This is a genomic window from Klebsiella sp. GG_Kp146, from assembly GCF_040061975.1.
Classification (GTDB): domain Bacteria; phylum Pseudomonadota; class Gammaproteobacteria; order Enterobacterales; family Enterobacteriaceae; genus Klebsiella; species Klebsiella quasipneumoniae.
Genome location: NZ_JBEAHA010000013.1, coordinates 246808 through 270430, shown reverse-complemented (window position 1 = coordinate 270430; position 23623 = coordinate 246808). Strand labels below are relative to the sequence as shown.

19 protein-coding genes are annotated in these 23623 nt (G+C 57.3%); 11 read left to right on the top strand and 8 right to left on the bottom strand.

Annotated elements, in window-relative coordinates:
- Positions 1-338: 338 nt before the first annotated feature.
- Positions 339-1973, top strand: a complete 1635-nt coding sequence (locus tag ABLU95_RS15730; RefSeq protein WP_348879919.1) for a DUF3300 domain-containing protein — start codon at positions 339-341, stop codon at positions 1971-1973.
- Positions 1974-1984: 11 nt separating this feature from the next.
- Positions 1985-2791 carry a DUF2950 family protein gene (locus ABLU95_RS15725; protein ID WP_044521033.1) on the top strand — a complete coding sequence of 269 codons (807 nt, stop codon included), beginning with the start codon at positions 1985-1987 and terminating at the stop codon, positions 2789-2791.
- Positions 2792-2835: 44 nt separating this feature from the next.
- On the opposite strand, the gene ABLU95_RS15720 is transcribed toward ABLU95_RS15725, so the two are convergent.
- From ABLU95_RS15720 to pdhR, 5 genes are all read right to left on the bottom strand, one after another.
- On the bottom strand, positions 2836-3120 hold the full coding sequence (locus ABLU95_RS15720; protein WP_044521032.1) for a hypothetical protein: 285 nt from the start codon (positions 3118-3120) through the stop codon (positions 2836-2838).
- Between the two features lie 164 nt (positions 3121-3284).
- A complete protein-coding gene (lpdA, locus tag ABLU95_RS15715; RefSeq protein WP_002888731.1) occupies positions 3285-4709 on the bottom strand; it encodes a dihydrolipoyl dehydrogenase in 1425 nt (474 codons plus the stop codon).
- Positions 4710-4915: 206 nt separating this feature from the next.
- A complete protein-coding gene (aceF, locus tag ABLU95_RS15710; protein ID WP_023291997.1) occupies positions 4916-6814 on the bottom strand; it encodes a pyruvate dehydrogenase complex dihydrolipoyllysine-residue acetyltransferase in 1899 nt (632 codons plus the stop codon).
- Positions 6815-6828: 14 nt separating this feature from the next.
- Entirely contained in the window at positions 6829-9492 is a 2664-nt protein-coding gene (gene aceE, locus ABLU95_RS15705) for a pyruvate dehydrogenase (acetyl-transferring), homodimeric type (protein WP_023291996.1), read from the bottom strand.
- 137 nt (positions 9493-9629) lie between these two features.
- The gene (gene pdhR, locus ABLU95_RS15700) at positions 9630-10409 is read right to left on the bottom strand and encodes a pyruvate dehydrogenase complex transcriptional repressor PdhR (RefSeq protein ID WP_002888699.1); all 780 of its coding nucleotides are present in this window, start codon (positions 10407-10409) and stop codon (positions 9630-9632) included.
- Between the two features lie 644 nt (positions 10410-11053).
- Here pdhR and aroP point away from each other — a divergent pair.
- The 3 genes from aroP (at position 11054) to ABLU95_RS15685 (ending at position 14964) form a co-directional block, all read left to right on the top strand.
- Positions 11054-12424 carry an aromatic amino acid transporter AroP gene (aroP, locus tag ABLU95_RS15695; RefSeq protein ID WP_023291995.1) on the top strand — a complete coding sequence of 457 codons (1371 nt, stop codon included), beginning with the start codon at positions 11054-11056 and terminating at the stop codon, positions 12422-12424.
- Positions 12425-12607: 183 nt separating this feature from the next.
- Positions 12608-14014, top strand: a complete 1407-nt coding sequence (locus tag ABLU95_RS15690; RefSeq protein ID WP_017901173.1) for an MFS transporter — start codon at positions 12608-12610, stop codon at positions 14012-14014.
- The gene (locus ABLU95_RS15685; protein WP_032453847.1) at positions 14014-14964 is read left to right on the top strand and encodes a family 43 glycosylhydrolase; all 951 of its coding nucleotides are present in this window, start codon (positions 14014-14016) and stop codon (positions 14962-14964) included. Before ABLU95_RS15690 ends, ABLU95_RS15685 begins: the two co-directional genes overlap by 1 nt.
- A gap of 220 nt (positions 14965-15184) precedes the next feature.
- Here the strand turns inward: ABLU95_RS15685 and ampE are convergent, their stop codons facing one another.
- Complete coding sequence (ampE, locus tag ABLU95_RS15680) at positions 15185-16039, bottom strand: beta-lactamase regulator AmpE (protein ID WP_032453846.1); 855 nt, start codon at positions 16037-16039, stop codon at positions 15185-15187.
- A complete protein-coding gene (ampD, locus tag ABLU95_RS15675; RefSeq protein WP_023291992.1) occupies positions 16036-16599 on the bottom strand; it encodes a 1,6-anhydro-N-acetylmuramyl-L-alanine amidase AmpD in 564 nt (187 codons plus the stop codon). Before ampD ends, ampE begins: the two co-directional genes overlap by 4 nt.
- Before the next feature lie 133 nt (positions 16600-16732).
- Between ampD and nadC the strand changes: the two genes are divergently transcribed.
- The 4 genes from nadC to hofC all read left to right on the top strand — a co-directional run bounded on the left by nadC (position 16733) and on the right by hofC (position 20830).
- Positions 16733-17626, top strand: a complete 894-nt coding sequence (gene nadC, locus ABLU95_RS15670; RefSeq protein WP_023291991.1) for a carboxylating nicotinate-nucleotide diphosphorylase — start codon at positions 16733-16735, stop codon at positions 17624-17626.
- 181 nt (positions 17627-17807) lie between these two features.
- Positions 17808-18239 (top strand): prepilin peptidase-dependent pilin, encoded by a 432-nt coding sequence (ppdD, locus tag ABLU95_RS15665; protein WP_004204358.1) that lies wholly within the window; start codon positions 17808-17810, stop codon positions 18237-18239.
- A 10-nt stretch (positions 18240-18249) separates the two neighbouring features.
- Positions 18250-19635 carry a type II secretion system protein GspE gene (gspE, locus tag ABLU95_RS15660; RefSeq protein ID WP_023291990.1) on the top strand — a complete coding sequence of 462 codons (1386 nt, stop codon included), beginning with the start codon at positions 18250-18252 and terminating at the stop codon, positions 19633-19635.
- Positions 19625-20830 carry a protein transport protein HofC gene (gene hofC, locus ABLU95_RS15655; RefSeq protein WP_048336404.1) on the top strand — a complete coding sequence of 402 codons (1206 nt, stop codon included), beginning with the start codon at positions 19625-19627 and terminating at the stop codon, positions 20828-20830. Before gspE ends, hofC begins: the two co-directional genes overlap by 11 nt.
- A gap of 36 nt (positions 20831-20866) precedes the next feature.
- Here the strand turns inward: hofC and ABLU95_RS15650 are convergent, their stop codons facing one another.
- On the bottom strand, positions 20867-21910 hold the full coding sequence (locus ABLU95_RS15650; protein ID WP_023291988.1) for a GMP reductase: 1044 nt from the start codon (positions 21908-21910) through the stop codon (positions 20867-20869).
- A gap of 344 nt (positions 21911-22254) precedes the next feature.
- On the opposite strand from ABLU95_RS15650, the gene coaE reads away from it, so the two are divergent.
- Positions 22255-22875 (top strand): dephospho-CoA kinase, encoded by a 621-nt coding sequence (gene coaE, locus ABLU95_RS15645; RefSeq protein WP_032453842.1) that lies wholly within the window; start codon positions 22255-22257, stop codon positions 22873-22875.
- A complete protein-coding gene (gene zapD, locus ABLU95_RS15640; RefSeq protein ID WP_017901182.1) occupies positions 22875-23618 on the top strand; it encodes a cell division protein ZapD in 744 nt (247 codons plus the stop codon). The genes coaE and zapD overlap by 1 nt, the downstream gene beginning before the upstream one ends.
- Positions 23619-23623 lie beyond the last annotated feature (5 nt).

Sequence of the window (23623 nt, the reverse complement as noted above, 5' to 3'; positions counted from 1 at the left end):
TGAAGGATTTAGTGGCTGGGCGATTTTCTTCACGCTCCTGTGAGACAGCAGTTTGTAGGGTAAATGCCCGATACCGCGTCGGCAGCATAGCAGGATTTTTGAAAGGTGTTAATCTGTTTACAAAAAAGCAACATTAAAATTTAGCTGAATCGTTAAGGGCAGGATATTGCAGGCTTTCTGTTCAAATCCCGCGACAAAAATTCCTTTCCGCGTACAACGCCATGGACCGATCCCAACAATCATCAATAAAAAGCCATACCGCTTACTTATACTCAGCAAACGCGCCGTTTTCGCCGATACTTTAGCGAGATGGGTTACTTTTTGGGTCAGGAGCTTCTATGTCACTGCCGTTCAAACCCCATATTATCGCCCTGCTCTGTAGCGCTGGCTTACTCGCGGCGGCGGGAACACTCTATGTGCAAAGCCGTACTCCAGAGACGGTCACTCAGCCGACGGCGCAGCCTGCGCCAGCGCCAACGCCAGCCGCACCCGCCGCCGCGCAGCCAGTGGCCGCCACCTACACCCAGGCGCAGATTGACCAGTGGGTAGCCCCCATCGCGCTCTACCCGGACAGACTGCTGTCGCAGGTGCTGATGGCTTCCACCTACCCGGACAACGTCATGCAGGCGGTGCTGTGGTCCCAGGATAACCCTACCATGAAAGGGGATCCCGCCGTTCAGGCAGTTGCCAGCCAGCCATGGGATCCCAGCGTCAAATCGCTTGTCGCTTTCCCTGCCCTGCTGGCGATGATGGGTGAGAATCCGCCCTGGGTGGAAAATCTGGGTAATGCGTTTTTGGCCCAGCCGCATGATGTGATGGACTCGGTGCAACGCCTGCGTGCCATCGCCCAGGAGACAGGGACGCTGAAATCCACGCCGCAGCAAAAAGTGATTGTCGCCGCAGCGGCGCCTGTGCCGGCCACCACTTCGAAAAGCAGCACCGTATCAACGTCAAGCACTACCGCGGCGGCGCCTGCGCCGACCCAGGTCATAAAAATAGAACCGACCGACCCGCAGGTGGTCTATGTTCCCAACTACAACCCCTCCACCGTCTATGGTACCTGGCCGAATAGCGCCTATCCTCCGGTCTATCTGCCGCCCCCTCCCGGGGAGCAGTTTACCGATAGCTTCGTGAAAGGATTCGGTTACAGCCTGGGCGTGGCGACCACCTGGGCGCTGTTCAGCAGCATCGACTGGGATGATGATGATGACTACCACCATCACGATGACGACTACCACCGCGGGGATTACTCGCATAATGGCGATAACATCAATATCAATGTGAATAATTTTAACCGCATTACCGGACAAAACCTGCCGGGCGATCACGTAAACTGGCAGCACAATCCCGCCTATCGCGGTCACGTGCCATACCCCGATAATACCGTCGCCCAGCGCTTTCATCAGACCAACGTATCCGGCGGACTGAGCGCGACCCAGCATGCGCCGGTCGATCGTGAGGCGCAGCGCCAGGCGGCAATGACCCAGCTTCAGCAGCGCAGCGCGTCGACCGCCACGGCAGGCAACCTGGCGGCAAACACACCCTCGCGCGATGCCCAGCGTCAGGCGGCCTCGGCGCAGTTGAAACAAGCCACCCAGCGCAGCAACTACCGCGGTTACGACAGCGCGCCGACATCAACCCAGCAGCGTCGAGACGCGGCGAAAGCACAGTTGAAAAACCCGACGCCGCAGCAACAGCAGCGTAGGGAAACCATTAAGAACCACGAGCAGAATGCTACACCGCAGCAGCAACAGCGCCGGCAGCAGCTCCATTCCGCCACGCCCGCCCAGCGTCAGCAGACGGTCAATCATCTGCGCGCCAGCGCCCTTAGCGGCAACGAAAGCCGCGCCCCCTCCTGGCAAGCGCAGCAGGAACGGGGACGACAGAGTCGTCAGTTTTCCAGCGTAAACCGCGAGCAGCGCGACGGCGCCAGAGAGCGTCTTTCTGAACACCATGAACTACGCCGCCGCTGAGGATGAGCAGAATGAGAAACCCATTACCTATTGCCCTGTTCACGTTAATGCTGTCACCGCTTGCCGCCTTCGCCCAGCAACAATATGCCACCCCCGAGCAGGCCGCGAGCGCGCTGGCCGAGGCGATCGGCCAGCAAAATGACGCGGCGCTGAGCGAGGTGCTTGGCGATAACTGGCAGCATTTTTTACCCCCCGACGGGATCGACCCCACTGCCGTCGACCGCTTCCAGCGCGACTGGCAGGTGAAACATGTGATTGTGCAGCAGGGTGATAACGCCTGGCTCGACGTTGGTAGCGAAGCATGGCGCCTGCCCGTCCCCATCGTCAAATCATCCCAGGGCTGGCGCTTTGATATGGCCGCTGGCGAAGAGGAGATCCTCACCCGCGCTATCGGCCGTAATGAACTGTCGGCAATAGCCGCCATGCACGCCTACGTTGACGCCCAGCAGGATTACTATCAACTGAACCACCGCTGGGCGCAGAAAATCATCAGTAGCGAAGGCAAAAAAGATGGTCTGTACTGGCCCACCTCGCCGGGCGAAGCGCCAAGTCCGCTTGGGCCCGCCTTTAGCCCGACGGTACCCGGCAGCGGCTACCATGGCTACCGCTTCCGCATTATCACCGGTAGAGATGAGCAGAGCGTCGCCTTGCTGGCATGGCCGGTGGCGTGGGGGGAAACCGGCGTGATGAGCTTTATGATCGATCAGCACGATACGGTTTATCAGGCCAATCTCGGTGAAGAGAGTGCGGCAAAGGCCCAGGCGATAACGCGCTTTGCCCCCGATGCTGACGCCGGCTGGCAGGTGGTCAAGCCATAAAAAAACGCCCGGTTACGTATACGCAACCGGGCGTTTTCATTCACTTAGCCCTGGTGGGGCATCAGAGACGGATCGCCGGCAAAGGCTGGTTTCGTACTGGACAATGCCGCTTCGTCAGCGCTGATGCTGCCGGAATTCGCCGCCCATACCCCTTCACTGGTCTTCGTCACCTGCTGATGCTGGGCATTCAGATCCTGGCCCATCGCCGCGATATGGGTCGTTTCCGTGCCGCCGCTGTTATCCGCCCATGGAATCGTGGCGTCAGCCGCGCAGGCTACACCGGATAAGCACGTTGCTGCGACCAGCGCACTGGTTAAAAAGCGTTTCATCACACACCTCATCGATATCGTTAACTACCTATAAGTTTACTGAGTGACTATTTACAAAGTATGTATGAGGTGTAGCGGTTTATGAATAGCGACATAGTTCTAAACATCAGGCATAAAAAAAGCGGCTCCGGGAGCCGCTTATGCTTTTTGCCTGAAAGAAAAAGTTACTTTTTCTTCGCTTTGGCGTTCGGCAGGTCGGTGATGCTGCCTTCGAAGACTTCTGCCGCCAGGCCAACAGACTCGTGCAGAGTCGGGTGAGCGTGGATAGTCAGCGCGATGTCTTCAGCGTCACAGCCCATCTCGATAGCCAGGCCGATCTCACCCAGCAGCTCGCCGCCGTTGGTGCCGACAATCGCGCCGCCGATAACACGGTGGGTCTCTTTGTCGAAGATCAGTTTGGTCATACCGTCTGCGCAGTCGGAAGCGATAGCACGGCCGGAAGCCGCCCACGGGAAGGTGGCGGTTTCGTAGCTGATGCCTTTCTCTTTCGCTTCTTTCTCAGTCAGGCCGACCCATGCCACTTCTGGCTCGGTGTAGGCGATGGACGGGATCACTTTCGGATCGAAGTAGTGTTTCAGGCCGGAGATAACTTCAGCGGCAACGTGACCTTCGTGGACGCCTTTGTGCGCCAGCATCGGCTGACCGACGATATCGCCGATAGCAAAGATGTGCGGCACGTTGGTGCGCATTTGTTTGTCAACGCGGATGAAGCCACGATCGTCCACTTCCACGCCCGCTTTGCCTGCGTCGAGGTTTTTGCCGTTCGGTACGCGACCGATAGCCACCAGTACGGCGTCGTAACGCTGTGCTTCCGCTGGCGCTTTTTTGCCTTCCATGGAAACGTAAATACCGTCTTCTTTCGCTTCAACGGCAGTCACTTTGGTTTCCAGCATCAGGTTGAATTTCTTGCTGATGCGTTTAGTGAAGACTTTCACCACGTCTTTATCGGCCGCCGGGATAACCTGGTCGAACATTTCAACCACGTCAATCTCTGAACCCAGCGCATGGTATACGGTACCCATTTCCAGACCGATGATACCGCCGCCCATGACCAGCATGCGTTTCGGTACGGATTTCAGCTCCAGGGCGTCGGTGGAGTCCCATACGCGCGGATCTTCATGCGGGATAAATGGCAGTTGAATCGGACGGGAACCCGCCGCGATGATGGCGTTGTCGAAGTTGATCACGGTTTTGCCGTTTTCGCCTTCCACTTCCAGGGTGTTAGCGCCGGTGAATTTACCCAGACCGTTAACCACCTTCACTTTACGCCCTTTGGCCATGCCAGCCAGACCACCGGTCAGCTGAGTGATGACTTTTTCTTTCCAGGTGCGGATCTTGTCAATGTCAGTTTTCGGTTCGCCGAAAACGATGCCGTGTTCGGCCAGCGCTTTCGCTTCTTCGATAACTTTTGCCACGTGCAGCAGCGCTTTAGAAGGGATACAACCCACGTTCAGGCACACCCCACCGAGGGTGCTGTAACGTTCTACGATGACGGTTTCCAGACCTAAATCAGCGCAACGGAAAGCTGCAGAGTAGCCTGCAGGACCTGCCCCAAGTACCACGACCTGAGTTTTGATTTCAGTACTCATCATGACCTCTGTAATTTATATCCGGCGGGTCTGACGCTATTATTCTTACGCCCAAGTCCACCGGGACGTTCTATCCGCGTGTATTTTACAAAATTGTTAACAATTTTTAAACAACAAACGGCAAACGATTTTGTCCTTTGTTGCTGATAATCCCAAACAGCCTGAGGTTATCAGAAAAAAGCCGGCCGTCAGGCCGGCTTTTTCGATTACATCACCAGGCGGCGAATGTCGCTCAGGGTGTTGTTGATGATGGTAATGAAGCGGGCACCATCAGCACCGTCGATCACGCGGTGGTCGAAGGACAGAGAGATCGGCAGCATCAGACGCGGCACGAACTCTTTACCATTCCATACCGGCTCCATCGCGGACTTAGACACGCCGAGGATGGCCACTTCCGGCGCGTTAACAATCGGCGCGAAGTGGGTCGTACCCAGGCCGCCGATGCTGGAGATGGTGAAGCAACCGCCCTGCATTTCGCCCGCCGTCAGTTTGCCATCGCGCGCTTTCTTCGAGATGGTGGTCAGTTCGCGAGACAGCTCGGTGATGCTCTTCTTGTTCACGTCTTTAAAGACCGGAACCACCAGACCGTTCGGGGTATCAACCGCCACACCGATGTTGATGTATTTCTTCAGCGTCAGGCGCTGACCATCTTCGGAGAGCGAGCTGTTGAAGCGCGGCATCTGCTCAAGCGCAGCGGCCACAGCTTTCATGATGAAGACAACCGGGGTGAATTTCACGTCCAGTTTACGCTTCTCAGCTTCGGCGTTCTGCTGCTTACGGAACGCTTCCAGATCGGTGATATCGGTTTTATCGAAGTGGGTAACGTGCGGGATCATGACCCAGTTACGGCTCAGGTTAGCACCAGAGATTTTCTGGATACGGCCCAGCTCCACTTCTTCGATTTCGCCGAACTTGCTGAAGTCAACCTTCGGCCATGGCAGCATGCCCGGGATACCGCCGCCAGCGGCAGCCGCCGGTGCGGATTCAGCGCGTTTAACGGCTTCTTTCACGTAGGCCTGAACGTCTTCGCGCAGGATACGACCTTTACGGCCGGTGCCTTTCACTTTCGCCAGGTTAACGCCGAACTCGCGCGCCAGGCGGCGAATCAGCGGAGTCGCGTGAACGTAAGCATCGTTTTCAGCGAATTCGGTTTTGCCTTCTGCTTTCGCAGCCGGCGCCGCGGCAGGCTTAGCAGCCTGAGCCGGTGCAGCAGCCGGTGCCGGTGCAGCAGCCTGAGCCGGAGCGGCGGCAGGCGCAGCGCCTTCCACTTCGAAGACCATGATCAGGGAGCCGGTTTTGACTTTATCGCCGGTGCTGATTTTGATCTCTTTGACGGTGCCCGCGAACGGCGCCGGCACTTCCATAGACGCTTTGTCGCCTTCGACGGTGATCAGGGACTGCTCAGCAGCCACTTTATCGCCGACTTTCACCATCACTTCGGTGACTTCAACTTCGTCGCCGCCGATGTCCGGGACGTTAACGTCTTTCGCGCCGGCAGCAGCAGCCGGTGCCGCGGCAGCCGGAGCGGCAGCCTGTGCCGGAGCGGCCGCAGGCGCAGCGCCCGCGACTTCGAAGATCATGATCAGGGAGCCGGTGGATACTTTATCGCCGGTGTTGATTTTGATCTCTTTCACGGTACCCGCGAACGGCGCTGGCACTTCCATAGAGGCCTTATCGCCTTCTACGGTGATCAGGGATTGCTCAGCGGCGATGGTGTCGCCCACTTTAACCATGATCTCGGTGACTTCAACTTCATCGCCGCCGATATCCGGGACGTGCACTTCTTTCGCTGCCGCGGCGGCGGCTGGCGCAGCAGCGGCCGGAGCGGCTTCTTTCTTCTCTTCCTGCGCAGGTGCAGCGGCTGCTGCACCCTCGGCGGAATCGAAAATCATAATCAGTTTGCCAGTCTCGGTTTTGTCGCCGACGGAGACTTTAATCTCTTTTACGACGCCAGCCTGCGGAGACGGGACTTCCATAGAGGCTTTATCGCCTTCTACGGTGATCAGCGACTGTTCAGCTTCTACTTTGTCGCCAACTTTGACCAGGATCTCGGTGATTTCAACTTCATCAGCCCCGATGTCCGGTACTTTGATTTCGATAGCCATTATTCTTTTACCTCTTACGCCAGACGCGGGTTAACTTTTTCTGCATCGATGTCGAATTTCGCGATAGCGTCAGCGACCACTTTCTTATCGATTTCACCACGTTTAGCCAGTTCGCCCAGCGCTGCAACGACCACATAGGAAGCATCAACTTCGAAGTGGTGACGCAGGTTTTCACGGCTGTCGGAACGACCGAAGCCATCGGTACCCAGTACGCGGTAATCGTCAGCCGGTACGTAAGTACGAACCTGCTCGGCGAACAGTTTCATATAGTCAGTGGATGCCACAGCCGGAGCGTCGTTCATCACCTGAGCGATGTACGGCACGCGCGGGGTTTCCAGCGGGTGCAGCATGTTCCAGCGTTCGCAATCCTGGCCATCACGCGCCAGTTCGGTGAAGGAGGTGACGCTGTACACGTCAGAGCCCACGCCGTAGTCTTTCGCCAGGATCTGCGCTGCTTCACGGACGTGACGCAGGATAGAACCGGAGCCCAGCAGCTGAACTTTACCTTTGCTACCTTCGATGGTTTCGAGTTTGTAGATACCTTTACGGATACCTTCCTCGGCGCCTTCCGGCATCGCCGGCATGTGGTAGTTTTCGTTCAGGGTCGTGATGTAGTAGTAAACGTTCTCTTGTTTCTCACCGTACATACGCTCCAGGCCGTCATGCATGATGACCGCCACTTCGTAGGCGTAGGACGGATCGTAAGAGATACAGTTCGGGATAGTCAGAGACTGAATATGGCTGTGGCCATCTTCGTGCTGCAGACCTTCGCCGTTCAGCGTCGTACGACCGGAAGTACCACCGATCAGGAAGCCGCGAGCCTGCTGGTCGCCTGCCTGCCAGCACAGGTCGCCGATACGCTGGAACCCGAACATCGAGTAGTAGATGTAGAACGGGATCATCGGCAGGTTGTTGGTGCTGTAAGAGGTCGCCGCAGCCAGCCAGGATGCGCCTGCGCCCAGCTCGTTGATCCCTTCCTGCAGGATCTGGCCTTTTTCGTCTTCTTTGTAGTAAGCAACCTGCTCACGGTCCTGCGGGGTATACTGCTGACCGTTCGGGCTGTAGATACCGATCTGACGGAACAGACCTTCCATACCGAAAGTACGCGCTTCGTCGGCGATAATCGGCACGAGGCGGTCTTTGATGGATTTGTTCTTCAGCATCACGTTCAGGGCACGAACGAACGCGATAGTGGTAGAGATCTCTTTATTCTGCTCTTCCAGCAGCGGGCGGAAATCTTCCAGCGTCGGCAGCTCCAGCTTCTCAGTGAAGTTCGGCTGACGGCTCGGCAGATAGCCGTGCAGTTTCTGACGCTGAGCGTGCAGATAGGTGTGCTCTTCGGAACCTTCCGGGAAGGTTACGTACGGCAGTTTTTCCAGATCGGCATCGGCAACCGGCACGTTGAAACGATCGCGGACGTAGCGAACGCCGTCCATGTTCATTTTCTTAACCTGGTGAGCGATGTTCTTACCTTCAGCAGTATCACCCATGCCGTAACCTTTGATGGTATGGGCGAGGATGACGGTCGCTTTGCCTTTGGTTTCCTGCGCTTTCTTCAGTGCAGCGTAAACTTTCTTCGGATCGTGGCCGCCGCGGTTCAGAGCCCAAATCTGCTCGTCAGTCCAGTCGGCAACCAGCGCGGCGGTCTCCGGATATTTACCGAAGAAGTGCTCGCGCACATAAGCGCCGTCTTTGGATTTGAAGGTCTGGTAGTCACCGTCAACGGTTTCTTCCATCAGCTGAATCAGCTTACCGCTGGTGTCTTTACGCAGCAGCTCATCCCAACGACCGCCCCAGATAACCTTGATAACGTTCCAGCCAGCGCCCGCGAAGATGCCTTCCAGTTCGTTAATGATTTTGCCGTTACCGGTGACCGGGCCATCAAGACGCTGCAGGTTACAGTTGATAACGAAGACCAGGTTGTCCAGCTTCTCACGGGTCGCGATGGTGATCGCGCCTTTAGATTCCGGCTCGTCCATCTCACCGTCGCCCAGGAACGCGTAAACGGTTTGTTTGGAGGTGTCTTTCAGACCACGGTGTTCCAGATATTTCAGGAATTTAGCCTGATAAATCGCCCCGATTGGGCCCAGGCCCATAGAAACGGTCGGGAACTGCCAGAATTCCGGCATCAGTTTCGGGTGCGGATAAGAGGACAGACCTTTACCGTGAACTTCCTGACGGAAGTTGTTCATCTGCTCTTCAGTCAGACGACCTTCCAGGAAAGCACGCGCATAAACGCCCGGAGAGATGTGACCCTGGAAGTACACCAGGTCGCCGCCATCCTGCTCATTGCGTGCGCGGAAGAAGTGGTTGAAGCACACTTCGTAGAAGGTGGCGGAAGACTGGAAAGAAGCCATGTGGCCGCCCAGTTCGAGATCTTTTTTCGATGCGCGCAGAACGGTCATGATGGCGTTCCAGCGGATCGCAGAACGGATACGACGTTCCAGATCCAGATTACCCGGATATTCCGGTTCATCTTCAACGGCAATAGTGTTTACGTAACCGCCGGTCGATGCGCCAGCAGCCACTTTCACCCCGCCTTTGCGGGCTTCAGAAAGGAGTTGGTCAATAAGATACTGAGCGCGCTCAACACCTTCTTCACGGATGACCGATTCGATCGCCTGTAGCCAGTCGCGAGTTTCGATCGGATCCACGTCATTTGGTAAACGTTCTGACATGGGGGGTATTCCTTATCTATCTAATCGTTGATTAATCTGGAACCTGTCCCATTGAACTCTTCGTTCTTCACCTTTGAACAACCAAAAATTCAATAAGACAGGTTCTGCGTTTAGTTGCCGCGCTCTAAAAATGGCGCTTAAGAACCGGAGTTCTCGTCCTTTCGTTGCTGTAAACGACGCAGCGAGCGTTCTCTACGACTCTGCTCACGGCTACGGTCCAGCAAAATTTCCTCAATGAACGCCAGGTGACGGTGCGACGCCTCACGCGCCTGCTCCGGCTCCCCGGCCATTATCGCCTCGAAAATGCGAGTGCGATGGTTGCTGACCAACGGGAGCATTTCCCGGCGGGCATACAGCAATTCAAAGTTCTGACGCACGTTTTGCGCCAGCATCGGCTCCATACACCTTAGCAGATGGAGCAAAACCACATTGTGTGCCGCCTCGGTGACGGCGATTTGGTACTGGACGACGGCGCCGGACTCGGCGTCCAGATCGCCCGACTGCTGAGCCCGCTCAATAGCCTGATGCAGCTCGCGGATACGGTCGCGATCTTCATCATTGCTGCGCAGCGCCGCGTAATAAGCCGCAATGCCTTCCAGCGCGTGACGGGTCTCAAGCAGATCGAATTGGGATTCAGGGTGATCGGACAGCAGCTCGACCAGCGGATCGCTGAAGCTCTGCCACAGGCGGCTCTGTACAAACGTTCCACCTCCCTGACGACGAAGCAACAGGCCCTTGGCTTCGAGGCGTTGAATCGCCTCACGCAGCGAGGGGCGGGAAACGTCGAACTGTTTAGCCAGTTCGCGTTCAGGCGGGAGTTTTTCACCGGGGCGCAAGGTCCCCTCAAGGATCAGAAACTCCAGCTGCTGCTCTATCACATCGGATAATTTTGGTTGGCGGATTTTGCTGTAGGCCATATTCCCTGTCTCTGCCATTAGCCCGGAGTCAATTGGTCTTACCAATTTAAAGTTCGTAGCGCTAAAGTAACAAAGTATTCACCTTCTGTCCATACAGGTTTTGATTGAAATCAGTAAACCACGGACATTTTAACAACCTTACAGAAATAACATTTCAGAAATGTAACCTTGCACAAATGTTACGTTTACTCATAAAGAGGTAGCATTAACTTAATGGAAACGAAAAATTACGCTATCTGAACCGATTCAACGACCAGATAAGTGAATATAAAAGCAGTAAATACGAATAAATAACCAAATGAGAACAATGCGTCGGAATAATACTGAATGTGTCTATTGATGTCTTTTTAAACACATGGTCATCATCCCTTCATAAAGCAGGTGCATTCAAACGCGCTTACCACTATTCTCCCTGAGACGAAAGGCCCTTTTCTGAATTACTGCACCGCCTTCCGTAAACAAAACAATACAGAAACGGAAGTCGAAAAATACACAAACACAACAATATGTGCGCGCCATCACTCAGGTAAAAAGTGGGCCACTTCGCCCAAATTTTCGCTGGCTATGCTTTCTGGCAGGGACAGCAGTGAAGCAGCAACCTGACGGATGACGTACACAAAAAATAACCACACACGAGGTTTCATATGGAAGGTCAACAGCACGGCGATCGGCTGAAGCGCGGCCTCAAAAACCGCCATATCCAGCTCATCGCGCTGGGCGGGGCTATCGGCACCGGCCTGTTTCTGGGGAGCGCGTCCGTCATTCAGTCCGCCGGCCCGGGTATCATTCTTGGTTACGCGATTGCCGGTTTTATCGCCTTTCTGATCATGCGTCAGCTGGGCGAAATGGTGGTGGAAGAGCCGGTAGCCGGTTCGTTTAGCCACTTTGCTTATAAATACTGGGGCGGCTTTGCCGGCTTCGCCTCCGGCTGGAACTACTGGGTGCTGTATGTCCTGGTGGCAATGGCGGAACTGACCGCCGTCGGCAAATATATCCAGTTCTGGTGGCCGGAAATCCCGACCTGGGCCTCAGCGGCGGTTTTCTTCATCGCCATCAACGCCATTAACCTGACCAACGTGAAAGTGTTCGGTGAAATGGAGTTCTGGTTTGCCATTATCAAAGTGGTCGCCGTCGTGGCGATGATTTTGTTCGGCGGCTGGCTGCTGTTCAGCGGCAACGGCGGCCCGCAGGCGACGGTACGTAACCTGTGGGATCAAGGCGGGTTCCTGCCGCACGGCTTTACCGGGCTGGTGATGATGATGGCGATCATTATGTTCTCCTTCGGCGGTCTCGAGCTGGTGGGTATCACCGCGGCGGAAGCGGATAACCCGGAGCAAAGCATTCCGAAAGCCACCAACCAGGTTATCTACCGTATCCTGATCTTCTATGTTGGTTCGCTGGCGGTCCTGCTCTCGCTGCTGCCGTGGACGCGCGTGACCGCGGACACCAGTCCGTTCGTCCTGATTTTCCATGAGCTTGGCGATACGCTGGTGGCAAACGCCCTCAACGTGGTGGTGCTGACGGCGGCCCTGTCGGTGTATAACAGCTGCGTCTACTGCAACAGCCGTATGCTGTTCGGCCTTGCCCAGCAGGGGAACGCGCCGAAAGCGCTGCTCAGCGTCGACAAACGCGGCGTGCCGGTCAATACCATTCTCGTCTCCGCCGTGGTCACCGCCCTGTGTGTGCTGATCAACTACCTGGCGCCGGAATCCGCATTTGGCCTGCTGATGGCGCTGGTGGTCTCCGCCCTGGTGATCAACTGGGCGATGATCAGCCTCGCGCATATCAAATTCCGTCGCGCCAAACAGCAGCAGGGCGTCACCACCCGCTTCCCCGCCCTCTTCTACCCGCTGGGTAACTGGGTGTGCCTGCTGTTTATGGCCGCGGTGCTGATCATTATGCTGATGACCCCGGGGATGGCGATTTCCGTTTGGCTGATCCCTGTATGGATCGCAGTGCTGGGCGTGGGTTATCTGTTTAAACAGAAAGCCGCCGCCACCGTAAAAGCACAATAATACATCTCATCAATAATTCTCTTTGCTCTGCGCCCTCCCTTAATAACGGGCGCAGAGCATTGTTATCTGCTTCACACTTTCCCTTCCATAGCTTATTTATCCATATCGTCAACGCGTTCCTGCAACGTAATTCTCTCGATAGCAGCCAATAATTCTCTCCATACTGCAACGGAGAGACCGCACATGGCAGACAATAGACTTTCAATAAAAGAAAAGATTGGTTATGGGATGGGGGATGCCGGATGCAATATCATCTTTGGCGCCATCATGCTGTTTGTTAACTATTTTTATACCGATATCTTCGGCCTGGCGCCGGCGCTGGTGGGCGTACTGCTGCTGTCGGTGCGCGTCATCGATGCGGTGACCGACCCGATCATGGGCGCCCTCGCCGACCGCACCCGCAGTAAATATGGTCGCTTTCGTCCATGGCTGCTGTGGATTGCCTTCCCCTACGCCCTGTTCAGCGTGCTGATGTTCACCACTCCTGAGTGGACCTATAACAGCAAAGTCATCTATGCGTTTGTTACCTACTTTCTGCTGTCGATTACCTATACCGCGATTAATATACCCTACTGCTCGCTGGGAACGGTGATGACCGCCGACCCGAAAGAACGTGTTGCCTGCCAGTCCTATCGTTTCGTGATGGTGGGTATCGCCACGCTGCTGCTGTCATTGACGCTGCTGCCCATGGCCGACTGGTTCGGCGGCGCCGATAAAGCGAAAGGCTATCAGATGGCGATGACCGTGCTGGCCTTTATCGGCATGTGTATGTTCCTGTTCTGCTTCGCCACCGTGCGCGAACGCATCCACCCGGCGGTGCAGACCAATGATGAACTGAAAAAAGATCTCAAAGACGTGTGGAAAAATGACCAGTGGGTACGCATCCTGCTGCTCACGCTATGCAACGTCTGTCCGGGCTTTATCCGCATGGCCGCCACCATGTACTACGTCACCTGGGTGATGGGGCAAAGCACCCATTTTGCCACGCTGTTTATCAGCCTCGGCGTGGTCGGGATGATGATTGGCAGCATGCTGGCAAAAGTCCTCACCGACCGCTGGTGCAAACTGCAGGTCTTCTTCTGGACCAACATCGTGCTGGCGATCTTCTCCTGCGCCTTCTATTTCTTTAATCCGCACGCCACCACGCTGATTATGGTGCTCTACTTCCTGCTCAATATCCTGCATCAGATCCCCTCCCCGCTGCACTGGTCGCTGATGTCCGATGTTGACGACTACGGCGAGTGGAAAACCGGCAAGCGCATCACCGGTATTAGCTTCTCCGGCAATCTGTTTTTCCTTAAAGTCGGCCTGGCGGTCGCCGGGGCGATGGTCGGATTCCTGCTGTCATGGTACGGCTACGACGCCGGCGCCAAAGCGCAGAGCGCCTCGGCCCTCAACGGCATCGTGCTGCTGTTCTCGGTCATCCCCGGCGTCGGCTACCTGATCACCGCCGGCGTGGTGCGCCTGCTTAAAGTTGACCGCACCCTGATGCGCCAGATTCAGAGCGATTTAGAGAAGCGCCGCAGCAACTACAGCGAGCTGAATGAATACCAGGAACTGAAAACCAGTGAACACGTAAGGAAAGCCTGATGAACAACTGGCCAAACCCCTTTATTGAGCAACGCGCAGATCCCTTTATTCTGCGCCACCTGAATCATTACTACTTTATTGCCTCAGTGCCGGAATACGACCGGCTGGAGATCCGGCGCGCGGCAACCCTGGAGGGGTTGCGCGATGCTGAGCCGGTAGTGGTGTGGCGCGCACCGCAAAGCGGGCCGATGAGCCAGCTGATTTGGGCGCCGGAGCTACATGAGATAGACGGTAAGTGGTATATCTATTTTGCCGCCACCCATACCCACGATCTGGATGCGCTGGGCATGTTCCAGCATCGCATGTTCGTTATCGAGTGCGCCGACAGCGATCCGCTGACCGGCCGCTGGCAGGAAAAAGGCCAGGTGGTGACGCCTTTCGATACCTTCGCCCTCGATGCCACCACCTTTATCCATCAGGGCAAACGCTGGTACCTATGGGCGCAAAAATCTCCGCATATCGAGGGCAACTCAAACCTGTATCTCGCTGAAATGGCCAACCCGTGGACGCTAAAAGGCGAGCCGGTCATGCTGAGCAAGCCGGAGTTCGACTGGGAGTGCCGGGGATTTAAGGTCAATGAAGGACCCGCGGTGCTGGTGCATGGCGATAAGCTTTTCATCAGCTATTCCGCCAGCGCCACCGATGAAAACTACTGCATGGGATTGCTCTGGATCGACCGGGAGGCCGATCCGCTGCAGCCGGAAAACTGGCATAAAGCCCCGCAGCCAGTGTTCCGGACCAGCTATGAAAACCGCCAGTATGGCCCGGGCCATAACAGTTTTACCCAAACGCCGGCGGGGGAAGATGTGCTGGTATATCACGCGCGGAATTACACCGAGATTGAAGGCGACCCGCTGTATGATCCCAATCGTCATACGCGGCTAAAACTCGTCTCCTGGAGAGAGGACGGCATGCCCGACTTCGGCATCCCGCCGGCGGATACGCTGTAGCGGTTCGGTATGCTGCCCGCAGGCGCGGGTTCTCCAGGCCGGGTCAGGCGAAGCCGCCCCCCGGCAACATGACAAGCGCGGCGTCAGATATAGCGCCCGGCGGCGCTGTTGCTTGCCGGCCTGCGTGGTGTGAGCCCCAGGCGGGATAAGCGCAGCGCCATCCGGCAATCAAAGCCACGCAGGTGGGGTATCCTGACAGATAGAGTACGGGCGCAGGCCGTTACACCAGGGTGCCGTAAATCGTCAGCAGCGCCATGATCACCACCACCACCAGCGAGGTTTTCTTGGCCATCGACACCGCGGCCTTTGGGGTCGCCACTTTATCCACGTGCGGTTCACGGGCCAGGGAATACTGCGCCAGGCGGGTCAATACCTGATACTGCGACGAATGGCGGTCGCCTAACGATGCAAACCACGCCGGAAGCGCTTTCTCTCCATGCCCCACCAGGGCATAGACAACCCCCACCAGACGCACCGGCAGCCAGTCGACAATATGCAGGATACCATCGATTCCAGACTGTAAACGGTGATGCGGCGTCTGGTAGCGCGCCAGCCACGTCTGCCAGGCACGCAGAACGCAATAAGCGATAAGCGTCAGCGGCCCCCACGCCCCACCCACCACAAACCAAAAGAGTGGCGCCAGGTAGTAACGATAGTTAATCCATAACAGCGCATTTTGCAGTTCGCTAAGGTACTCGCGCTCATCACAGCCCGGCGGGACGCCATGGATCAACGTCAGCTCGCTGGCCATCGCATCGCAGGCGCGGCTGTCATTGCGCGACGCCGCTTTCAGATAGGCATGATAGTGCAGCCGAACCTTGCCGGCGCCGATGCACAGCAGACCCAGCAAGATCCAGAACACCAGCAGCGGTACGTTGAACAGCTGCCCCTGCAGCAAGCGCTGAATGAGGTAGACCACCGCGACGGCGACCAGGGTCATCAGCAGCGTTCCCGGCAACGAGAAATGTTTTATCCGGCGGAACACCACCTCCAGCCGATGATCAAGCTGCCAGTGTTCGCCCAGTTTAAACAGGCGTTCAGCGATAAGCACCAGCAGCGTAGTAAACAGCGTCATGAGGTCTCCTTTTCTGACGGCGCGCTGAGCAGCGCACGAAATTTTTTCCAGTCAAAGGCCGGTCCCGGGTCTGTCTTGCGCACGGGCGCGATATCGCTATGGCCCGTGATGTTTGTGGCGATGGCAGGATAAATCGTGATAAGCAGATCCGTCACCGCCGCCAGCTGCTGGTACTGCGCATCGGTATACGCCAGGGTATCCGTGCCTTCCAGCTCTATGCCGATGGAAAAGTCATTGCAGCGTTCGCGCCCCTGATAGCAGGAGACCCCCGCATGCCACGCACGCTTATCGAAAGGCACATACTGCACGATTTCACCATCACGCCGAATCAGACAATGCGCCGAAACGCGCAGATGAGCGATCTCGGCAAAGAAAGGATGCGCGTGCGGATCCAGGGTGCCGGTGAACAGCGCGTCAATCCATGGACCACCAAATTCACCTGGTGGCAGGCTAATGTTATGCACTACCAGTAAGGAAGGGGCTTCTTCATCCGGACGGCAGTCATGGTGCGGCGAGGGAACCCGACGCGCGCCGACCAGCCATCCCTCGTTCAACTGCATGCGGGATCTCCTTTCGCGAACTCATGCTTCCGGGCCACACGCCGGCCCAAAGGATGAAGTGTGTATGGTACTGAAACGTCGTTCAGGTTAGCATGTTTCCCACTTCTGAATCTTATCTATCTGGAGCTTTATCATGTCGCCTCGTCGTTACAACCCCGACCGCCGCCGTGACGTGCTGCTGGAACGAATTAATCTCGATATTACCGATGCTGTCGCACACTCCCTGCGGGAAGATTTGGGCGGCGAAGTCGACGCCAGCAACGATATTAGCGCACAATTATTGCCGCAGGATGCACGCTCGCATGCGGTGGTCATTACCCGCGAAGATGGCGTCTTCTGTGGTAAACGCTGGGTGGAAGAGGTCTTCATTCAGCTCGCCGGTGACGACGTGACGATCACCTGGCACGTCGCCGATGGCGACGCGGTCAAAGCCGATCAACCCCTGTTCGAGCTGGAAGGCCCATCGCGCATTCTGCTCACTGGCGAACGTACGGCGCTGAACTTTGTGCAAACCCTCTCCGGCGTCGCCAGCGTCGTCCGCCGCTATGTCGACCTGCTGGCCGGCACCAAAACCCAACTCCTGGATACGCGTAAAACGCTGCCAGGGCTGCGTACCGCGCTGAAATACGCGGTTCTCTGCGGCGGCGGCGCCAACCATCGTCTGGGGCTGTTCGACGCTTTCCTGATTAAAGAAAACCACATCATCGCCTCCGGCTCGATCCGTCAGGCGGTGGAGAAGGCATTCTGGCTGCATCCTGATGTGCCGGTGGAAGTGGAAGTGGAAACGCTGGATGAGCTGGAGCAGGCGTTAAAAGCCGGGGCCGATATCATTATGCTCGATAACTTCACCACCGACCTGATGCGCGAGGCGGTGAAAATCACCGCTGGCCAGGCGGCGCTGGAGGTCTCCGGCAACGTCACCTTTGACACTATCCGCGAATTTGCCGAGACCGGGGTCGACTATATCTCCGTCGGGGCCCTGACCAAACATGTGCAGGCGCTCGACCTGTCGATGCGTTTCCGCTGAGGATTTGGCCTTCACGCTTCCGGGCGTGAAGGCCTGAATTTGCGACCCGACTCGCAGTCGCTCTTGCTCGCCATGCAATCCCGGTAAAAACCCTGGAACCCGGTTTCCCGGATCGTTTTCGTCTCCTCGCCTGCCCCCCAGAATCCCGTCACAGTGCTCCTGTCACAACAAGGAGCGACTTATGGATAAACAACGAGGTTTTACCCTGATTGAACTGATGGTGGTCATCGGCATCATCGCCATTCTCAGCGCCATCGGCATCCCGGCCTACCAGAACTACCTGCGTAAAGCCGCCCTCACCGACCTGCTGCAGACCTTTGTCCCCTACCGGACGGCAATCGAACTTTGCGCGCTCGATCATGGCGGCCTGACGACATGCGACGGCGGCAGCAATGGCATCCCCTCGCCAACAACCACGCGCTACCTCTCCGCCATGAGCGTGGCCAAAGGAGTCGTTACCCTCACCGGCCAGGAAAGTCTCAACGGACTGGGCGTCACCCTGACCCCGACCTGGGATAACGCCGAAGGCGTCACCGGCTGGCAGCGGGTCTGCACTATCACCGACAACAGCGCACTTCAGCAGGCCTGCGAAGACGTCTTCCGGGTGAAGTGAGGGCGACAACATGAAAACAGAACAGCTGATCCCTCTCTGTCGTCGCCATCACGCCCTGCTGCTGCACAGCGATGAGCAGACGATATCCATTGCGGTGGTCGATACCCCACCGACGGAGCTAATGGAGGCACTGCGTTTCGCGACGCAAAAACGGATCGATATTGAATGCTGGAGCCAGGAGCAGATGGATAAGCGCCTGCAAGTCCAGGAAAAGCAGGCGCTGCTGGCGCAAAATGCAGGGCCGGAAAACATCGCCGAGCGGGTCAACCAGATCCTCGAGCAGGCCCTGCGTCAGCGGGCGTCCGATATTCATATCGAGCCCACGGAAGCGCACTTAAGGATCCGCCTGCGTGTCGATGGCGTGCTACACGCTCTGCCGCTGCTGGCGCCCGAGCTGGCCGCGCCGGTTATCGCACGACTCAAGGTGATGGCCAATCTCGATATCGCCGAGCATCGTTTGCCGCAGGATGGCCAGTTCGCGCTGAACCTCGCCGGACGGCCGCTCTCCTTTCGCATCGCCACCCTGCCCTGCCGCTATGGCGAGAAAATTGTCCTGCGCCTTCTGCATCAGGTTGACCAGGCGCTGGATCTGGAGGCTCTCGGCCTCTCATCCTCTCAGCTGGCGGCCTTTCGCCAGGCCCTGAATCAGCCGCAGGGGCTGCTGTTGGTCACGGGCCCAACCGGAAGCGGGAAAACGGTGACCCTCTACAGCGCCCTGCAGGCCCGAAACCGAGAGCAAGTGAACATCTGTAGCGTCGAGGATCCTCTGGAGATCCCTATCGCCGGGATGAACCAGACGCAAATCAATCCGCGCGCCGGGCTGACCTTTCACAGCGTGCTGCGCGCCCTGTTACGCCAGGACCCGGATATTGTGATGGTGGGTGAAATCCGCGATGCCGAAACCGCTGAAATCGCGCTGAAAGCCGCTCAAACGGGCCATCTGGTGCTCTCTACCCTGCACACCAATTCCACCAGCGAAACCCTCACTCGCCTGCAGCAAATGGGCATCGCCCGCTGGATGATCTCTTCTGCGCTCTCGCTGGTTATCGCCCAGCGTCTGGTCCGCAAGCTGTGCCCCCACTGCCGGCGCAATGCCGGCAGCGCCGCCGACCTGCCGCACAGTCTGTGGCCCCGCCCGCTACCGCGCTGGCAGGCAGCAGGCTGCGAAAACTGTTATCACGGGTATCATGGCCGTCTGGCGCTGTTCGAGGTCTTGCCTGTCACCCCGGGGCTACGTCAGGGGATAGTCCAGGGACTCAACGCCCTTGAGATCGAATCTCTGGCGCGAGCCGCGGGCATGATGACGCTCTTTGAAAGCGGATGTCAGGCTATCGAACAGGGGTTGACGAGCCTCGAAGAGGTGGTGCGGGTGCTGGGGATCCCCCATGGCGACTAAGCGTCTCTGGCGCTGGCGAGGCGTCGATGCACAAGGCGCTCCTTGTCAGGGGATGCTATGGCAAGCCTGTCGTCCGGAGGTGCTGCATCACCTCCAGCAGCAGCGCATCATGCCGCTGGCTATACGCCGCTGTTCGGTGAAGCAAAGCCTGTGGCACCCGCGCTACAGCAGCGAAACCATCCGCCAGTTGGCAACCCTGCTGCAGGCCGGGCTACCGCTGGCGGAAGGGTTATCGCTGCTGGCGCAGCAGCAACCGCATGCGCAGTGGCAGGCGCTGCTTGAGGCGCTGGGCCGCGAACTGGCCCAGGGCGTAGCCTTCTCTGCCGCACTGGCGCAGTGGCCGCAGGCTTTTCCGCCACTGTATCTGGCGATGATTAGCACCGGCGAACTGACGGGCAAACTCGATATTTGCTGCCAGCAGCTGGCCAACCAGCAGCAGGAGCAGCAGCGGCTTGCCGGCAAGGTCAAAAAGGCGCTGCGCTACCCGCTAATCGTGCTCACTCTGGCGTTGCTGGTGGTGCTTGGAATGCTCTATTTTGTCCTTCCCGAATTCACCGCCATCTACCAGACGTTCAATACGCCGCTGCCGTTGTTGACGCGAATGGTTATTGCGGCAGGCGACATGCTGAGCCGCGGCTGGCCGTTGCTGTTGGCCTTTCTGCTGAGCCCGCTGCTGCTCAACCAGCTGGTCCGGCAGCGCGCCGACTGGCTGCTGCGTCGCCAGCAGCTGCTTAACGCGCTCCCTCTCGTCGGCCCCCTGATCGGCGGCCAACAGCTGAGCCTGATATTCACCGTTCTGGCGTTAACCCAAAGCGCTGGTATCAGCTTTCTGCAGGGGCTGCAAAGCGTTGAAGAGACCCTGTCGTGCCCGCTGTGGCGCCAGCGCCTGGCGCAGGCCCGCGCGCTGATCGTTCAGGGGGATCCGATCTGGCAGGCGTTAAGCCGCTGCGGCGGATTTACACCGCTGTGTCTGCAGCTCATCCGTACGGGGGAAAGCGCGGGGGCGCTGGATCAGATGCTGGAAAACCTGGCGCATCATCATCGTGAGCAGACCCATCAGCGAGCCGACAGTCTGGCTGCGCATCTGGAACCCCTGATGCTGGTAATAACCGGCTCGCTGGTTGGGATCCTGGTGGTGGCGATGTATTTGCCCGTTTTTCACCTGGGCGATGCCATTGGCGGGGCGGGAGGATGAGAAACGCTGGCACCGCGCAGGCGCCAGCGCAGCCGGTTACAGGCTGTTGAATACCCGGTTCTCTTGTTCCTGAACGCGGATAAAGGTGGTGCGTTTGGTCAGCTCTTTCAGTCGCGAGGCGCCAACGTAGGTGCAGGCTGAACGCAGGCCGCCGAGAATGTCGCGCGCGGTATTGTCCACCGGGCCACGCAGCGGCAGCTTCACGGTTTTCCCTTCCGCCGCGCGGTATTTCGCGACACCGCCCACATGGCGGGTCATCGCCGACTCGGAGCTCATACCGTAAAACAGCATGAATTTTTCACCGTTCTCTTCAACCACAGTACCGCCGCTCTCTTCGTGGCCCGCCAGCATACCGCCGAGCATCACGAAATCAGCGCCGCCGCCGAAGGCTTTCGCCACATCGCCCGGCATGGTGCAACCGCCATCGCTGATGATCTGGCCGCCAAGGCCGTGTGCAGCATCAGCACACTCGATCACAGCGGAGAGCTGCGGGTAGCCGACCCCGGTTTTGACACGGGTGGTGCAAACGGACCCCGGGCCAATGCCAACTTTGACGATATCGGCGCCGGAGAGGATCAGCTCTTCGCACATTTCACCGGTGACCACGTTCCCCGCGATAATGGTTTTTTGCGGCCAGGCTTCGCGCGCCTTCGCCACAAACTGTACGAAGTGTTCAGAGTAGCCATTGGCGACGTCAATGCACACAAAATTCAACTGTGGGTTCTCAGAGAGGATCTGTTGCGTTTTATCGAAATCCGCGTCGGAAGTACCGGTGGAAACCATCACATGCTTGAGAACGTCTGCGGATACGCTCTGGACAAACGCCTGCCATTCTTCTGCGGTGTAGTGCTTGTGTACTGCGGTAAGAATGCCAAAAGTGGCCAGCGCTTTCGCCATGCTGAAGGTGCCGACGGTATCCATGTTTGCCGCAATAATCGGCACGCCGGACCAGGTCAGGCCTGAATGTTTAAAGGTGAATTCACGTTCCAGCTCAACATCAGAACGGCTTTTGAGGGTAGAGCGTTTCGGGCGGATAAGAACGTCTTTGAAACCAAGCTTCAGATCTTCTTCAATACGCATGTGCGAATTCCTGGGGTTAATGGCATTAATGTGAGAGCACAACTCCAGTGACGTTATCATACGCACGAATCAGGCCCGCGCAAGACTGCGATTTTCACTTTTTTTACGCTACAATCGTATAAATTTACCTGGTGAATGGAGAAAAAAGCGCTTATGTCTCCACCCGCCAGCGTATTATTTTTAACCATTTGATTTGCTTGATTAAAATAAACAGAATAGCGGACGGCGCTCCCGGTTGGCACGGGGCCATCACGACAAGATCGCTGTCGCCTCTCCGGCATACTGCCCGTCCTCGCTGTCTGAATACCAAAAAATACGAGCAATCCGTTTCAGGGTCAGAAGATATGGGGTACACAGTCGCGTTAACAGGCGGGATTGGCAGCGGTAAAAGTACGGTTGCCGACGCCTTCGCGCAGCTCGGGATTAACGTTATCGATGCCGATGTTATCGCCCGCCAGGTAGTCGAACCCGGCACCCCGGCGCTCCAGGCCATTGCCGGCCACTTCGGGCCACAGATGATTGCTCCCGACGGCACGCTAAACCGCCGTCTGCTGCGGGAAAAAATTTTTGCTCAGGTGGAGGAAAAAGCCTGGCTCAACGCGCTGTTGCATCCGCTAATTCAGCAGGAAACGCGCCGCCAGATGCAGGCCGCCACCTCCCCTTATCTCCTCTGGGTCGTACCTTTGCTGGTCGAAAACCGCCTGTCCAGCCAGGCCGATCGCGTCCTGGTCGTCGATGTGCCAAAAGAGACGCAAATCGAACGCACCATGCTGCGCGATAAGGTCAGCCGCGAACATGCTGAACATATTCTTGCCGCCCAGGCCACGCGCGAGCAGCGCCTGGCCGTCGCGGACGATGTTATTGAAAACACTGGCACGCCGGATGCAGTGGCATCGGATGTTGCCCGCCTGCACGAAAAGTATTTAACGCTGGCATCGCAGGCCGCCTCACAGGAAAACTCGTAATGCATACCCCCGTTCTGTTTGAACATCCTCTTAATGAGAAAATGCGCACCTGGCTGCGCATCGAATTTCTGATCCAGCAGATGGCTTTCCATCCGATGATTGCCAGCCATGCCGATGCGCTCCATTTTTTCCGTAACGCCGGCGATCTGCTGGATGTCCTGGAGCGCGGCGAGGTGCGTACCGATCTGGTCAAAGAGCTGGAGCGCCAGCAGCGTAAGCTCCAGTCCTGGGCAGAAGTGCCGGGAGTCGATCAGGAGCGTATTAACGCGCTGCGCCAGCAGCTCAAGCAGTCTTCCAGCACCCTGATGGCCGCGCCGCGCATTGGTCAGTTTCTGCGTGAAGATCGCCTGATTGCGCTAGTGCGTCAGCGTCTGAGTATCCCTGGAGGCTGCTGCAGCTTCGATTTACCGACCCTGCATATCTGGCTCCATATGCCGCAGGCGCATCGTGACGAGCAGGTGGCCAGCTGGCTTGCCAGCCTCGATCCTTTGGTCCAGTCCCTGAGCCTGATCCTCGATCTGATCCGTAACTCCGGGCAGTTTCGCAAACAGACCAGCCTCAATGGCTTTTATCAGGATAATGGCGAAGATGCCGATCTGCTGCGCCTGCGTCTCGATCTGGCCCACCAGCTTTATCCGCAGATCTCCGGCCATAAGAGCCGTTTCGCCATCCGCTTCCTGCCGCTGGACAGTGAGTATGGGATCGTGCCGGAGCGCTTTGATTTTGAACTGGCCTGCTGTTAAGGAGA

Coding starts and splice junctions, on each gene's coding strand:
- ampD (WP_023291992.1), bottom strand. CDS start 16,599: ATGCAGTTGAACGAGGGATGGCTGGTCGGCGCGCGTCGGGTTCCCTCG.
- ampE (WP_032453846.1), bottom strand. CDS start 16,039: ATGACGCTGTTTACTACGCTGCTGGTGCTTATCGCTGAACGCCTGTTT.
- gspE (WP_023291990.1), top strand. CDS start 18,250: ATGAAAACAGAACAGCTGATCCCTCTCTGTCGTCGCCATCACGCCCTG.
- ABLU95_RS15725 (WP_044521033.1), top strand. CDS start 1,985: ATGAGAAACCCATTACCTATTGCCCTGTTCACGTTAATGCTGTCACCG.
- aceF (WP_023291997.1), bottom strand. CDS start 6,814: ATGGCTATCGAAATCAAAGTACCGGACATCGGGGCTGATGAAGTTGAA.
- hofC (WP_048336404.1), top strand. CDS start 19,625: ATGGCGACTAAGCGTCTCTGGCGCTGGCGAGGCGTCGATGCACAAGGC.
- ppdD (WP_004204358.1), top strand. CDS start 17,808: ATGGATAAACAACGAGGTTTTACCCTGATTGAACTGATGGTGGTCATC.
- aroP (WP_023291995.1), top strand. CDS start 11,054: ATGGAAGGTCAACAGCACGGCGATCGGCTGAAGCGCGGCCTCAAAAAC.
- ABLU95_RS15720 (WP_044521032.1), bottom strand. CDS start 3,120: ATGAAACGCTTTTTAACCAGTGCGCTGGTCGCAGCAACGTGCTTATCC.
- nadC (WP_023291991.1), top strand. CDS start 16,733: ATGTCGCCTCGTCGTTACAACCCCGACCGCCGCCGTGACGTGCTGCTG.
- ABLU95_RS15650 (WP_023291988.1), bottom strand. CDS start 21,910: ATGCGTATTGAAGAAGATCTGAAGCTTGGTTTCAAAGACGTTCTTATC.
- coaE (WP_032453842.1), top strand. CDS start 22,255: ATGGGGTACACAGTCGCGTTAACAGGCGGGATTGGCAGCGGTAAAAGT.
- ABLU95_RS15730 (WP_348879919.1), top strand. CDS start 339: ATGTCACTGCCGTTCAAACCCCATATTATCGCCCTGCTCTGTAGCGCT.
- lpdA (WP_002888731.1), bottom strand. CDS start 4,709: ATGAGTACTGAAATCAAAACTCAGGTCGTGGTACTTGGGGCAGGTCCT.
- aceE (WP_023291996.1), bottom strand. CDS start 9,492: ATGTCAGAACGTTTACCAAATGACGTGGATCCGATCGAAACTCGCGAC.
- ABLU95_RS15685 (WP_032453847.1), top strand. CDS start 14,014: ATGAACAACTGGCCAAACCCCTTTATTGAGCAACGCGCAGATCCCTTT.
- ABLU95_RS15690 (WP_017901173.1), top strand. CDS start 12,608: ATGGCAGACAATAGACTTTCAATAAAAGAAAAGATTGGTTATGGGATG.
- pdhR (WP_002888699.1), bottom strand. CDS start 10,409: ATGGCCTACAGCAAAATCCGCCAACCAAAATTATCCGATGTGATAGAG.
- zapD (WP_017901182.1), top strand. CDS start 22,875: ATGCATACCCCCGTTCTGTTTGAACATCCTCTTAATGAGAAAATGCGC.